Genomic DNA, 13,374 nt, shown 5'->3' with positions numbered 1-13,374 from the left:
AAATCCGATTTCTATGACTGCTCGATTAGGGATCCATGTTTCCCAGAGATGGAAATAAGCGATTCGCGTTCGCGATCCCCTGTCGCAGAATCGCGCACATATATAGATTGACTATCGGCATGACTCCTGAAATAGGGCTCAGAAACCGGATGTCTGAGCGCGAAGTTCTGCGAGAGGCATAAAGTTAACGCAGAAACCCGGTTTCTTACCTATCGCCTTGGCGGAGAAGTTTTACGCAAATTTGGCAAAATTTTTTTTCGTTAAGCGTGAAACAGCCCAGAAACGGGGTTTTTCGTCTCGTCCCCGAAAAGCAACCGGGTTTATCCCCAAGAAAAGAAACCGGGTTTCTGTTGTGGATATGTAGGGGCGATTCGCGAATCGCCCCTACTGTGGAGTTACAAAAAGAAACCCGGTTTCTGAAACCCATAAAATAAGCGATCGCGCTTTTGCTCAAAAACCAAGAAACCGGGTTTCTGTGGTGGATATTACCTGTACTGTGGAGGGACAAAAAGAAACCCGGTTTCTGAATCCTGGGGATAACTAAGAAACCGGGTTTCCCCAAGAAAAGAAACCGGGTTTCTGTGGTGGATATTATAGTTAACTGTGGAGTGACAAAAAGAAACCCGGTTTCTGAAACCAAGCGGGATAACCAAGAAACCGGGTTTCTGTGGTGGATATTACCTTTAACTGTGGAGTGACAAAAAGAAACCCGGTTTCTCAACCTGAAAGATTACGACAAAACAAATCAGCCGCTATTTGAATTTTTTCCATTTCTCTTTCCCAGCGTTTTAATTCAATTTCTCTGGCTTCTTGTTTGTCTTGGGAAGGTTTTGGCAGTCCTGTTTTGCGGTTGTATTGGCCATATTTTAAATTTAAACCTTTAAAATATTCAGTTCCTTCATTAGGATAGATATTTCGGTTTCTGAGTAATTCTTCACAATAGGCTTGCCATAAATATTTGTGGTCGTGAACTTCTCCACCTAGACAGCGCAGTCGTTTTAAAGATAGGGTGGGAGATTCAAATAGCTTAGTTTTAATGTTTGGATAATCTTGAACATTGAAGACGCGAGTTTCACTCCCAGAACCTCGGAAGAATTCCACAATGCAGCAATCTCCGAAATCAAAGATGCAAACTTCAGTGGGTTCGCTGCCATCTTCCTCAAGAATGCTGATATTTTGGTGCTCAAATTCACTGCCGATTATGGTTTTTTGGGAGGACTGGGGTAATAAAATCCGAATTCGTTCAAAGCGATCGCTATAATTCGACCAGAAATCGCGGCGACGTCCTAGCTGATTCTGCTCCCAATCTTTTATCGTCAGTTTCTCTAATAAGAGATTTACTAATTTCACGAAATAACCATAGTTCAACGCTCCAATCCAATTTTGAAAAGCAATTTTTGCTTTTAGAGATAATTCATTCCATCGGGAATTAGGAGCGGTGCTCCCGTAGTTCTGTTTTACCCAATTGACCATATTTGGAAACTGTCCAGCAATTTCTTTAGGCACTTTTTTTAGGAGATAATCAACCCCATTCAGTTGCGGTTCACTTGCCATGTCTTATAGGCAACTTACCAGCAAACTTGCCAGGTTTTGATTGGTGGTATTTGTAGCATTTTCCTCACTGATTTTAGAGTTAAATTCTCTAATCATTGCTCGAAATAAGCTGGCATCCATCGGACAAATATCTGGAGGCAATCCCGCTTTTATTAAGAGGTCTTTGGGTTTAATTGACTCTTTGGATTTGATTGACTCTTCAAAACACAAGGAAATAATTGTCTCTCGTCCTTTTAATTCGACAAAAGACAAAATAATCTCTATCGTCAAAGATTTATTTCCTTTTAAATCGGAAACAAACTCGTTAAAGCAATCGACTAAAGATTGCGGCAATCCGAATCGATCGCTGTACTTACGATACTTATTACTATGCTCAAGAGTTTCCCCATTCTCCTTAGTTGTGGACTGGATAAAAGATTCACTCTTTAGTCGTTTGGGTTCGTAGGGACGGTCTATTTGATTCGGGTCGTATTGGCTATAATAAACTGCCAATCGCCAAAATAGTTGCGCTGCAATCACTGAGTTAGATTTCGCAAATTGCCAAATAGCTGTGGAGGTTGATTTAGCCCGATCGCTTCCTTGTTGCCTATCCCAATCTTCTTTGGCATAAAATAAATAAACCCACTCCAAAATTGTCACCTTTTCGCCTGTTCCATTCTCAATATCCGCTAAAATATCATCGATACTGCGCGGCATTGTTGCCTGATATTTCGGCACACCTGGGGGAAGTTCGGGAGGTGCGATCGGGCCACTTCCACCTCTTCCGTTTGCGAGATTAATTAACTCTTGCGCTTTCGGTTGGGGAATTGGTGGCAATTCTAATGGTCTAAATTGAAAATTCATAGTAATACCAATTTGAAAAATTATTGCTACAATTACGAGATTTATTTGGGTTGATGTAGGGGCGCAATGCTTGCGCCCCAAGCGATCGCACCGTGAGGGGGCGCAAGCATTGCGCCCCTACCATGATTTTTTGTAAATGGTATAATTTACCCAGGAATACCTATAACAATCGGTGCATAATTTGTTAAAAAATGTCGGGTTTTGATCCCCCCAACCCCCCTTTTTAAGGGTGGCTAAAAGTAGCAAATGTCGGGTTTCGATCCCCCCAACCCCCCTTTTTAAGGGTGGCTAAAAGGAGAATCGGATCGAATCGATTATTTCCCGAACAAATTTCCAAAATCTGGGGGTCTCATTTGGAACCGAAACACTACTTTTCTGTCAGCAGGATCGTTATTTTTTTGATTCGCATCTAATTCCCCCCGACCAGCCGCCAATATCTTATATTTGAATTGGGACCGGGTGGAAAAGTTGAGCGAGGAAATATAATCCGACACAGATAAAGCCCGTTGCAAGCTCAAATTCATATTTTCTTTTTCGGTTCCTGATGAACTGGTGTGACCTTCGATAATCACGCGAGTAATCATCTGGTCAAATTCATCATTAGAGAAAATGACTTTACTGTAAACGGGAATAAAACTGATCAGAAATTGTTTGCCTGCTGGCTTGAGTTCGGCGCTATCTTCATCAAACAAAATCGCATTAGGAATGCTCACATCCCCAGTTTTGGGATCGACTTCCAATTTATCTCCCCCTGGCACTTCTTGCCGGAGGGTATTGAGGATGACCAGAGGCAGTTTATCAAAGGCTTCTTGGTAATTTTTTAGTTGTACCATGACGGTGATAAACAGCAGGGCAAAAAACATCAGCAGTCCTGACATTAAATCCCCAATGGATAGCCATACTCCAGAGTCTAGTTCCTCTAGAACTTCCCCTTCCATCTCAAAGTCAGAAAAGTCGCTCATTAGTTACGGCTCCCATTTCCATTTTTCAGTTCATTCGCTGAAGCAACTAAGTAATTAGATACATCCATTAATCCGTGAGAAGTCTGGTTTAAGTTCTGAGCAGTTTGGTGAAGTTCTTGACAAACTTTAGCCGCAGCTATATCTCCTTCTTTAATAGCATTTGTGTACGATTCATTTGCTTTTTGTAAATATTCCGTTAGTTGCTTATTGCCAATTTGGAGTGCTTCATTCAATCTGTCCACCATAAGGTTTAATGATTTGTTTAGAGAATTGTCAAATTTCTCTACCATGCCTTTATAGGCACTCTCTATCTGGTTGGCTTCGCTGCCAAGTTCGCGAATAATTTCGTGCAATTGTTGCAGACTTTCCCCGGAGGTTAAGCCGGTTTTGTTGGCTATGTTGTACACTATAGCCATGTCCTGGAATTAAGATTTCCTTGCACTTTTTCCATCGCTTCTTTAATCGAATCACCCATTTTTGGAGCATCTTCTCGAAAAAATCTTTGAAGTCCGGCGATCACCTCTTCTAATTCATCTCGCTGCTTGCCGAGAGTTCCTTCTAGGAGATTGTTTTGGTCTCCAAAGAATTTCGTGAGTGCAGTTTGATATTCAACCCGGAATTTCTCTAACTCCTCCTGCACGGTTTTGCGAGTTTTTTGCAGCATCTCATCGATATTCTGTAATGTTGCATCTAAGTTCTCCGCAGCGTGGTTCATCACTTTAGCGGCTTCGTCACCAATTTCCTTCAGCTTTTCAGATTGATAAGTAAAGGATTGCTTGGCATCTTCCAGCATTTGTTTTTGTAGTTCAGCTTGTTTATCCAGAGATTTTTCTAATTCTTCTCGGATACCTCTGAAAGTTGCAGCAGCTTCGTCGGCACTCTCTTTAAAAGCTTCTCGCTGTGCTTCCATTCCTCTGATACTTTCGGCAACGGCTCGCTTGATTTCATCGGCAACTGTTACTAAGACTCCGTTAGTATCGCGGCTAAATTGATCGAGAATACCTTTTAAATCTAGAGCAAATTGTTTCAGGTCTCTGAGGGTTTCTTTTTGGAATTCCTGAATAGTTTTTACTGCCTCGGCCAATTCTTTCGTAATATCTCCCAAAGCGGTTTTCAGTTCTTTAACTGCTTCGGATGCTTCTTTGGTGAGTTTGGCAGTTTCATCCAGACGTTCGACAACAGGTTCGATTAATTCTTCGCGGAGTCGCGTGACCAAATAATCTACCGCTTGACCGTGTTTTTCTTGCAATTCCCGAATGCTGGATAATTCGCCTTGTATGGAAGTGAATGCGGGATTTAGTTGTGCTCCGGTTGCCTGTGCGATCGCCTCTGGAGTAAGCTGAGTCAAAGGCGTAACCATCGGGCTAAGTTCCGATCGCAAAACCGATCGCATTTCTGCCGCCACAGCTTGCCCAATTGCCGCAGCAGTCAGATTGCTTTGTCCACCGCTTGTCCCTGGTGCCATGCGGGCCAGAACTCGTACCGGAGTCAGCAGAAAAGCAACTTTGCTCAATTCAGAACGCAAACTATCCCGACGCCCTTGCCGCACTCGTTCTCCAAAAGCCAGGAATAACATAAACACACTGGAACTGCCCAGTCCCCACAAGGAAGTTAAGAAAGCAAATTTCATTCCTGCCAGCAGGTCGGTACTGCTTTTCAGCAGGGTATCGGCTTCTTGGATGTCGAGATTCACTCCCTGCAATCCCTGATAAATGCCCGCAAAAGTTCCTAAAACCCCCAATGCGGTCAATAAAGTGGGGGCAAAATAAACGGGGCCGCGTGGGACAGGTTTACCCAACACCGTTGGGGAGGCTACCATGACAGCAGTATTCCCTTCGTATGCGGGAAAAAACAAATTTCCCCTCATTTCTCCGTCAAAATGCCGCAAAAACCATCCCCTCATGTTGTCATCCAGGTTGATTCCATTGCCCCCAGAAACCAGGTGTTCTTTCAGAATTTTAATGGCCTTAGCCGTTGGCCCGCATTGCTTTTGGCAGTAGTCGGACATGGACTTTATCTCAGCGAAAAGGGAGGCGATCGCCACTCCAATAATAACGAGAATAAATACCGTATTCATCGTAATTCCTATCCTAATGTTACAAGTTTGTAAAGCGTTCTAAAAGTTCAGATGAGAGGAATTTTTTCGCCACTCTCACGGGCAAATGGGCAGCATCGGTTTGCCCTCCGGCGATCGCTTCTTTTAGCCGCAAACCATAGACGGGTTCATCACTTCCGGTTTCCGTATCTAATGCCAAATAAACGCGATCGGGCGCATACAGGTGCAATAGCCGCACTTGCAATCGCGCTTTCATTTCTTGCAAAGATGTCGCCAAAGCAGGAATATCCCCAAACGCTAAGGCAACTTTCCAAGCGCGATTGACCGCATGGATTTCGTCGATTAGCTGTTCTAGGGAGGGATTTAACAGGGTCGTCACCCTGGATTCACTATTCATTGGAGTTTGAATCTTGAGGTTGAGTTTGGGTCAAAAATCGGGAACTTTAATTGCTTTTTACCGTCAAAAGCGGATTTTGTTAATTACCTCATTAAAGCTTTTCTGATGCTTTCAGACATCAGTATTTTCACGGAATTTTATTAACCGATAAGGGATCCATGTTGGATCCCCAGGGATGGGAAGATCGCCCAGAAACCGGGTTTCTGAGCGCGAAGTTTTGCGAGAGGCATAAAGTTAACCCAGAAACCCGGTTTCTTATCTATCGCCTTGGCGGAAAACTTTTACGCAAATTGGGCAAACTTTTTTTTCGTTAAGCGTGAAACAGCCCAGAAACGGGGTTTTTCGTCTCGTCCCCGAAAAGAAGGAAAAGAAACCGGGTTTCTGTGGTGGATATTACCTGTACTGTGGAGTTACAAAAAGAAACCCGGTTTCTGAATCCTGGGGATAACTAAGAAACCGGGTTTCTCTGGTGGATATTACCTGTACTGTGGAGTTACAAAAAGAAACCCGGTTTCTGAAACCCATTATGTATAATAATAAATAGAAGATTACCAAGCGAAGGTAATAGAAAATGAGCAAAATATCTGAACATCGCCAAGCGCGTCTAGGTCGAGTATTTCCAGAACGCCAACGTTCCCCAGAAGAACTCGCCCAACGCAAGGCGGAAATGCAAGCATTAATGAAGCGGTGTGACGAAATTTTCGAGGCAGCTAAACCAAAACTAATCGATGATTATTACGACTGGTTTATGGTCATCGAACCAGAAAGCGGGGACTATGTTATCGACAAAGACGATAATGTAGCAACACAGAAAGCTCGTGAAAAATACCCCAATGCTCGGTGTGTGGTTTACTGCGTGAATGAAACCGGAGCCTGTTATCGAGCATGATTACCGGAGAGTTTAACCACAAGGGAGAATTAGTGTTTGAAATTGCTTTAATTGCAGCCGATGAAACTGATTGGCAAGTTCAGGCAATTTTTGATACAGGGTTCAATGGTTGGCTGTTGATGAATAACGAAGATGTCGATAATTTAGGGTGGTTGCAGCAACCTGAACCTAGAAAAAGTCAGACAGCAGCGGGGACAGTATTTTTTAATGTCTACGAGGGGATTATACTCATCGATCGAGAGGAGTTCATTATTCCCGTTTTGGGTGGCGATGACATTAAAGAAATTCTCCTGGGGGTGCGTTGGTTGCAATTTAAGCGACTGATTGCCGATTATTCTGGCGGAGTTTTGACTTTGGATTAAGGGGCGATCGCTTTTGCCCAAAAACCAAGAAACCGGGTTTCTGTGGTGGATATGTAGGGGCGAATGCGAGAACGCCCCTACTGTGGAGGTACAAAAAGAAACCCGGTTTCTGAATCCTGGGGATAACTAAGAAATCGCTTTTGCCTTAAGAAAAGAAACCGGGTTTCTGTGGTGGATATTACCTGTACTGTGGAGTACAAAAAGAAACCCGGTTTCTGAATCCTGGGGATAACTAAGAAACCGGGTTTCCCCAAGAAAAGAAACCGGGTTTCTTTGGTGGATATTATAGTTAACTGTGGAGGTACAGAAAGAAACCCGGTTTCTGAATCCAAGCGCGATCGCTTATGCAAATCCTACCTTTTTATCAGATGAATGCCCAGCCATTGTGTGAATTCTTCTCTCCCTAATTCACCGGATGCTAGTTTTAAAATCACTTTTTCTTGCTCATCAACTTCAGCATAAATCTCAAATCCATTTAATACTAGGAAAACTTCCATTGCCGCGTGACCGATGCGTTTGTTGCCATCGAAAAAAGGATGGTTTTTAATCAGAGAAAAGCCTAAAGCTGAAGCTTTTTCGACAATAGTGGGATAAAGTTCTTGTCCCCCAAAAGTCATGCGCGGTTGTGCGACAGCCGACTCTAGCGCTCCCAAATTGGTGACTCCACCAGTGCCACCGGATTGCTGCATGAGATGCCGATATATTTCTAAAACTTCAGGTACAGTAAGATAACGCATTATTGCAGTCTTTGGTAAAGTTCTGCATTTTTATTGAGAACGTATGCGATCGCCTGGTTAAAAGAATCTTCCGGTTGATTCACCACTGCTTCCACTCCCATTAAGAGCAATTCTTCTACAGATACTCCCATATTACTGGCAGTTTTTTCTAGTTTTAGGAGGCGATCGTCAGGAATTGAGATTGTGATATTTTTCATTTTTTACTTTTTGATAGCAGGTTAATCAGGATTTTAGCATATCAATTGGATGCCTGCGATCGCGCTTTTGCCCAAAAACCAAGAAACCGGGTTTCTGTGGTGGATATTATCGTTAACTGTGGAGTTACAAAAAGAAACCCGGTTTCTGAATCTTGGGGATAACTAAGAAACCGGGTTTCCCCAAGAAAAGAAACCGGGTTTCTGTGGTGGATACCAAAGTTAACTGTGGAGGTACAAAAAGAAACCCGGTTTCTCAGACAAGGCGCGATCGCCAAGAAAAGAAACCGGGTTTCTGTGGTGGATATTATAGTTAACTGTGGAGGTACAAAAAGAAACCCGGTTTCTCAGACAAGGCGCGATCGCCAAGAAAAGAAACCGGGTTTCTGTGGTGGATATTATAGTTAACTGTGGAGTTACAGAAAGAAACCCGGTTTCTCAGACAAGGCGCGATCGCTCCTGGAGTGCCGAGGTAGGAGTGGGGGCGATCGCCTGGGAGTTGGGAGTTGGGAGTAAAGGGTAATCGCCCTGCAAAACTGTGACTACTCCCAAGCATAAACACCTCCACGAGCTAAAAAATTAGCTACATTCCAACCAACTTGATCTAGCGCAGCATCTACACCAACTTCCAAAATTTTTGAACTGTACAAATATCGACCCATAGTAGCGTTGTAAAACCGGCCTTGAGGATCGATCATCACATAAGAGTCTTTCATTAACTCATTTGACTCGGCAATTGGCTGCAATTGTTTATCTAGAATGTTTTGATGAAACTTCACAAATTGGTTAAATTCCTGGGGTGAAATTAACATCTCTTCAACAGAACCATCGTTTTGCCCATCTACTGGCAACACTTGAAATACTTTCCACCGCTCTGGACGCACCCGCCGGACAAACTCGGACATATCTTCTTGAAAGTTCAGTCGAGTAATCACTGAATTGAGTTTAGTATGAATGCCTTTTTGATGGAGCAGATCGAATAAAGCAATGGAATTTCGGACATGATCTCCATTACCCCGTCCCAACTGTTTTTGAATTACTTCTGAAGCCGAATCTACTGATAATGCTACCCAATCAATATCACTACCATACCTTTCTAGCAACTCGGGTATTCGCGCACCATTGCTCACTATACTGGTGACAAATCCTAAGCGACGCGATTCAGCTAATATTTCACCTAAATGGGGGTGTAGGGTCGGTTCTCCACCAGCAAAGTTAATTTTTTTAGTCCCCGCACTATGCAGTAATAAAAGAATTTGCTTAACCTCATTCAAGGTTAAATATTCTGTCACATCACGAAAGGTCGCAAAGCAAAAATCACAATGATAGTTGCAGTTATTACACAGATGAAAGTTAACGCTGATTGGTTGCATAATTCGGATTTTTAATTGGGTTTATACAAAATTTAAATTATTAGTTAAAATCTATTGTGTTAAATCCTAAAGCGGAGTTATTTTGTTGATTTTTGTGCATAAATTATGGTATGATTCCTCAGCATTCTCATTGGTAGTATCAATTCGGACGATCGGGATATTGACCAACTCAAATATTCGCTCGTATGATTGAGGAATGTTGTATTCAAGAGAAACTTTATCTCCATACCATTGAGGGGAAATACTCTGACTTCTATTGGCAATACGTTTTTTAATCACTTCTGGAGAAGCGGTTATATAAATTACTACGTCAGGCCATAAAAAGTTGGAGTCTGATTGCCAGATCCGGAAATGCGCCGACAAGTCTTGCTTCAGCAACAAGCTGTGGTAAGCGAAAGTAGAAAATACATATCGATCGGCGACAACTCCCGAATGATTTAAATTGGATATGTACTCATTGCTACGCATTAGGTTACACAAGCTGTAAAAGTGAAAGGTAGCGATTGGGGAATTAGTCGCAGTTATTTGCTCTTGGATAGAGAGTAAGCCATCTGGGATACTGCTGTAATAGCATAAATTTAGCCGTTTGGCTAAGAGTTTAGCTAAAGTTGTTTTACCAGATCCATCTACTCCTTCAAACACGAAAAAAGGGAAATTTTTCATAAATTTACGCTCTCAACTATAAATTATCATAATTACCAATTAAAGCTTTTCTGATGCTTTCAGACATCAGTATTTTCACTGAATTTTATTAACAGATAAGGGATCCAGGTTGTTTCCCCAGGGATGGGAATGAGCGCCCAGAAACCGGGTTTCTTCAGCTAAGTTCTGCGAGAGGCATAAAGTTAACCCAGAAACCCGGTTTCTTACCTATCGCCTTGGCGGAAAACTTTTACGCAAAATTGGCAAAATTTTTTTCTGATGCGGTAGGGACACGGCATTGCCGTGTCCTTTCCTTACCTGCTGCCAGATGACCCAAGGTAATATCCATGATGTCTAATTTCCTAATCCGTGAATATTTTTCACCAAATATGGACTAGAGCGAAGCTTTTTAGATGCGATCGCTTTTTGCTGTTGGTAGGCTGACGAAAAACTTTGAGGAAAGCCACCCAATCCTAAGCGATAGATTATTTCTTTGACAGCGACCGATCTGTGATCGAAACCCATCGAGTCTCCTAAAAGTGCTTGTGAAGTGTCACGCTGATTAAGTTGTAAACTTTTGCGCCAGTACAAGAGTGCTGCGTCAACCTGTAAACTAGCAGCTAAAGCAGTAGCTAAATGGAGATTAGACCAGTAATGATCTGGATTTGTGCTGAGTGCCTTGACATAACACTCACAGCTAATGACCAAAGACTCTTGCGCTGTTTCGATCATCTGTTTTGCTCCGGATTCACCTATGGAAGAAACTCCCAAATTTGCTAAGAAACTTCGATAATCTACTCCACCAAAAACATTGTCTCCCCAGAATGAATTGTAACTGCGATCGTAGGCTAAACCGGCTTTTAAAAAAGCTTCGGTACTGGGTTGGCTCACCGCTTGCTGGTAAAGTTGATAACCTTGTGAATTAATTTCTTTCATTTTCTCTTCTGAAAAGGCTTGATCTGAACCTTTAGATTGAAATTCGGATATTTCATTGTATTCAACCCTGGGCTTCTCCACGATCGATTCTCTTGAAATAGGAATGGTAGATGAATCGTCATCGGTTGTTTGGTTTTCTGAAAATTCATAATCAGAAGAATATGGCTCCGAAGTGTTTTCTTGTTTCTCTTCACCCCAGGAAAGCCAGAAAAGCCAAAAACCGATTGCCAAGATTGCTAAGATTATGATGATTTCCATACAATATTTGCTCAAATATTTCAGATATTACGCCGCGTCATGCGGGGTTTGAATTATATATTTTTATGGATTTTTGGTTGTACTCCGGTAGACGATTTCCCTTTTAATGAATAAGCAGGTTTTCATTCATATCACTTCCCCGAAGGAAAGTGATATTTTTTACGAAATATTTTTTATAAATGCTTACTTTACTATATGTTGGCAATTAACTTGATATAAGCTTTGTGTGTACATTCCCCCCATCAATTCTATGCGGGATGCTTTGTCTACCTCCTGTTTAATCGACGATCTATATTGATTCAACTGATTACAAAGTTTCCGTAACTCTGCTTCTCGTTTTGCTTGCTCATGGGCTTCTAATCCAAGCAATATAAGGCTTAAGACTGACATGACACCAAATGTCAATACTGCTATCTTTATGGTCTGCTTCATGTTAGTTACAATCATAAGGAACCCCTTCAACATAGATAGTGGTCTGTGCATTTATTCCTAGTGCATTAGAGGTGTTTAAAATTTCGGCGCATTCCTCTTCTGCAATTTGTTCAGGGGGTTTCTCAAAGGCTTTATATCCTAAGCCTACCACCAAACTAAATAATCCGATTCCTAGGAGAATAGCATTGATTTTTTGCATTGCTGTTTTCAATGTACTTTGTACTTTTGCATTTTTTCTTGCTTCCAGGTGCTATTGAACTTTTGAGGTTCAATTCTTATACATCTTCAAGCATTACCAGTGATTCCACCCCTAGTTAAAAGGGCGATGTACTTTCACTGAATTTTGTTAACCGATAAGGGATCCAGGTTGGTTTCCCAGGGATGGGAATGAGCGCCCAGAAACCGGGTTTCTTCAGCTAAGTTCTGCGAGAGGCATAAAGTTAACCCAGAAACCCGGTTTCTTACCTATCGCCTTGGCGGAGAAGTTTTACGCAAATTTGGGAAAAAATTTTTTCGCTATTCGTGAAAAAGCCCAGAAACGGGGTTTTTCGTCTCGTCCCCGAAAAGAAACCGGGTTTCTGTTGTGGATATTACAGTTAACTGTGGAGTTACAAAAAGAAACCCGGTTTCTGAAACCCAAAAACCCGGTTTCTCCTCTAGGGACTAACGATCGCAACAACCGCCGATCGCCTCATTTGCCAGATGGCCCAAGCCAATGGATTCGAGAAGTTCTTTCCACTCAGCGGCGATATCTGCATCCCCCGGACGATCGCGACGCAATTCGGCGAGGGCGGTCAGGGTTTCGTACCACAACCCATTCGCCGCATAGAGTTCCACGCGCTGCATAGGTGTTGTTGCCGCTTCTAGCTGACTGATGAGTGCGCTATCCCCGGCAACTCTTTGCACCATTCCTTGCACATAGTCATCCTCAGCCCGAATTCTCGGATTGCATCGATAGGAGAATTGCCACAAATATTTTTTGCCAATTGCCAACGGTGGGACGCTTTCCGGTAAGCGGAAACTGACAATTCCCGGTGTATCGGCAATCGTGACGACGGTTTTGTAAACGGGCTCTTCTGCTTCATCCAAGAGCACGAATTCTACCTCACGAGGCGGATCCGAGTCATAAGGCACATAAAACCAGAATGTGGGATGTCCCGATAGGGTGTAGTTGACTTGACTGGGAACTAATGCGGTCAAAGGTTTATCCACAGCGGGACAAGAGGTGCGGCTGCCAGAACCTTCGCGATCTTCTGGTGGGTCCGGTGCTGGTGCTTCAAACTTTGTGGCGATCGCCCCATCCGTTGATGGCAGTTGACGATCGCCCCTTTGTAACTCGGTTTGAGATGCGCCGTAAACTTTCGTAACGGGCACTATCCCGATGAAGACAAGCAAGGCGATCGCTAATTGCAATTTGCCCGCTTTCGGCGGTTTCCGCAAAGGACTTGGCAAGGTTCTACTCCTCAGATTGACATTCTATTTACCTATCGCAGTCCGGGGATAAATTTACGCAAAAATTTACGCAAAATTATTCACGGCAGCATCTCGATTTTTTACAGCGGTTTTCAGATTCATCTCCCACTGTTACCGCCAGCCAGGGGTTAAAACGATGGCGGGCTAATAGCCTAAGTCGGTTAAAACCGACTGAAATTTTCATAACTACAAGCATGATTAGTCGGATTTATTTGAAATCTTGCATCAGTTGCAACAACCGGCGGGGATTAAAATCAATTCCTAAC

General features: G+C 42.8%; 20 protein-coding genes. 4 read left to right on the top strand and 16 right to left on the bottom strand.

Annotated features, from left to right (window positions below):
• Window positions 1-205 precede the first annotated feature (205 nt).
• The 7 genes from AM228_RS32320 to AM228_RS10195 all read right to left on the bottom strand — a co-directional run bounded on the left by AM228_RS32320 (window position 206) and on the right by AM228_RS10195 (window position 5,812).
• On the bottom strand, window positions 206-721 hold the full coding sequence (locus AM228_RS32320; protein WP_156331680.1) for a hypothetical protein: 516 nt from the start codon (window positions 719-721) through the stop codon (window positions 206-208).
• Entirely contained in the window at window positions 718-1,554 is an 837-nt protein-coding gene (locus tag AM228_RS10220) for an EH signature domain-containing protein (protein ID WP_054466013.1), read from the bottom strand. The genes AM228_RS32320 and AM228_RS10220 overlap by 4 nt, the downstream gene beginning before the upstream one ends.
• A gap of 3 nt (window positions 1,555-1,557) precedes the next feature.
• A complete protein-coding gene (locus AM228_RS10215) occupies window positions 1,558-2,397 on the bottom strand; it encodes a hypothetical protein (RefSeq protein WP_054466012.1) in 840 nt (279 codons plus the stop codon).
• A gap of 314 nt (window positions 2,398-2,711) precedes the next feature.
• Window positions 2,712-3,359 (bottom strand): OmpA family protein, encoded by a 648-nt coding sequence (locus tag AM228_RS10210; protein WP_054466011.1) that lies wholly within the window; start codon window positions 3,357-3,359, stop codon window positions 2,712-2,714.
• Window positions 3,359-3,775 (bottom strand): hypothetical protein, encoded by a 417-nt coding sequence (locus AM228_RS10205; RefSeq protein WP_054466010.1) that lies wholly within the window; start codon window positions 3,773-3,775, stop codon window positions 3,359-3,361. Before AM228_RS10205 ends, AM228_RS10210 begins: the two co-directional genes overlap by 1 nt.
• Entirely contained in the window at window positions 3,766-5,436 is a 1,671-nt protein-coding gene (locus AM228_RS10200) for a hypothetical protein (protein WP_054466009.1), read from the bottom strand. Before AM228_RS10200 ends, AM228_RS10205 begins: the two co-directional genes overlap by 10 nt.
• A gap of 19 nt (window positions 5,437-5,455) precedes the next feature.
• Window positions 5,456-5,812 (bottom strand): hypothetical protein, encoded by a 357-nt coding sequence (locus AM228_RS10195; protein WP_054466008.1) that lies wholly within the window; start codon window positions 5,810-5,812, stop codon window positions 5,456-5,458.
• Window positions 5,813-6,383: 571 nt separating this feature from the next.
• Between AM228_RS10195 and AM228_RS10190 the strand changes: the two genes are divergently transcribed.
• Together AM228_RS10190 and AM228_RS10185 are read left to right on the top strand one after the other, a co-directional pair.
• Entirely contained in the window at window positions 6,384-6,701 is a 318-nt protein-coding gene (locus AM228_RS10190; RefSeq protein WP_054466007.1) for a hypothetical protein, read from the top strand.
• Window positions 6,698-7,063 carry an aspartyl protease gene (locus AM228_RS10185; protein WP_054466006.1) on the top strand — a complete coding sequence of 122 codons (366 nt, stop codon included), beginning with the start codon at window positions 6,698-6,700 and terminating at the stop codon, window positions 7,061-7,063. Before AM228_RS10190 ends, AM228_RS10185 begins: the two co-directional genes overlap by 4 nt.
• Window positions 7,064-7,140: 77 nt before the next feature.
• Here AM228_RS10185 and AM228_RS32315 read toward each other — a convergent pair whose 3' ends face one another.
• From AM228_RS32315 to AM228_RS10175, 3 genes are read right to left on the bottom strand one after another with little or no spacing between them, the layout of a single operon-like run.
• On the bottom strand, window positions 7,141-7,413 hold the full coding sequence (locus AM228_RS32315; RefSeq protein ID WP_156331679.1) for a hypothetical protein: 273 nt from the start codon (window positions 7,411-7,413) through the stop codon (window positions 7,141-7,143).
• A 3-nt stretch (window positions 7,414-7,416) separates the two neighbouring features.
• Entirely contained in the window at window positions 7,417-7,800 is a 384-nt protein-coding gene (locus tag AM228_RS10180) for a type II toxin-antitoxin system death-on-curing family toxin (protein WP_054466005.1), read from the bottom strand.
• Window positions 7,800-7,997 carry a hypothetical protein gene (locus tag AM228_RS10175; RefSeq protein WP_054466004.1) on the bottom strand — a complete coding sequence of 66 codons (198 nt, stop codon included), beginning with the start codon at window positions 7,995-7,997 and terminating at the stop codon, window positions 7,800-7,802. Before AM228_RS10175 ends, AM228_RS10180 begins: the two co-directional genes overlap by 1 nt.
• Before the next feature lie 152 nt (window positions 7,998-8,149).
• Between AM228_RS10175 and AM228_RS34145 the strand changes: the two genes are divergently transcribed.
• The gene (locus AM228_RS34145) at window positions 8,150-8,311 is read left to right on the top strand and encodes a hypothetical protein (protein WP_190883070.1); all 162 of its coding nucleotides are present in this window, start codon (window positions 8,150-8,152) and stop codon (window positions 8,309-8,311) included.
• A gap of 2 nt (window positions 8,312-8,313) precedes the next feature.
• Window positions 8,314-8,517: a hypothetical protein gene (locus tag AM228_RS32305; RefSeq protein WP_156331677.1), complete on the top strand. Its 204-nt coding sequence runs from the start codon at window positions 8,314-8,316 to the stop codon at window positions 8,515-8,517.
• A 19-nt stretch (window positions 8,518-8,536) separates the two neighbouring features.
• Here the strand turns inward: AM228_RS32305 and AM228_RS10170 are convergent, their stop codons facing one another.
• From AM228_RS10170 to AM228_RS10145, 6 genes are all read right to left on the bottom strand, one after another.
• Complete coding sequence (locus AM228_RS10170; protein WP_054466003.1) at window positions 8,537-9,367, bottom strand: viperin family antiviral radical SAM protein; 831 nt, start codon at window positions 9,365-9,367, stop codon at window positions 8,537-8,539.
• A 66-nt stretch (window positions 9,368-9,433) separates the two neighbouring features.
• Window positions 9,434-10,030, bottom strand: a complete 597-nt coding sequence (locus AM228_RS10165; protein ID WP_054466002.1) for a deoxynucleoside kinase — start codon at window positions 10,028-10,030, stop codon at window positions 9,434-9,436.
• A 333-nt stretch (window positions 10,031-10,363) separates the two neighbouring features.
• Entirely contained in the window at window positions 10,364-11,203 is an 840-nt protein-coding gene (locus tag AM228_RS10160) for a hypothetical protein (RefSeq protein WP_054466001.1), read from the bottom strand.
• A gap of 183 nt (window positions 11,204-11,386) precedes the next feature.
• A complete protein-coding gene (locus AM228_RS35110) occupies window positions 11,387-11,593 on the bottom strand; it encodes a hypothetical protein (RefSeq protein ID WP_190879710.1) in 207 nt (68 codons plus the stop codon).
• A gap of 43 nt (window positions 11,594-11,636) precedes the next feature.
• Window positions 11,637-11,846 (bottom strand): hypothetical protein, encoded by a 210-nt coding sequence (locus AM228_RS10150; protein WP_156331676.1) that lies wholly within the window; start codon window positions 11,844-11,846, stop codon window positions 11,637-11,639.
• Between the two features lie 452 nt (window positions 11,847-12,298).
• The gene (locus AM228_RS10145) at window positions 12,299-13,087 is read right to left on the bottom strand and encodes a DUF928 domain-containing protein (RefSeq protein ID WP_054465998.1); all 789 of its coding nucleotides are present in this window, start codon (window positions 13,085-13,087) and stop codon (window positions 12,299-12,301) included.
• Window positions 13,088-13,374 lie beyond the last annotated feature (287 nt).

Origin of the sequence: Planktothricoides sp. SR001 (assembly GCF_001276715.1) — a bacterium.
Lineage (GTDB): Bacteria > Cyanobacteriota > Cyanobacteriia > Cyanobacteriales > Laspinemataceae > Planktothricoides > Planktothricoides raciborskii.
This window is presented reverse-complemented; position numbering and strand designations above follow the sequence as displayed.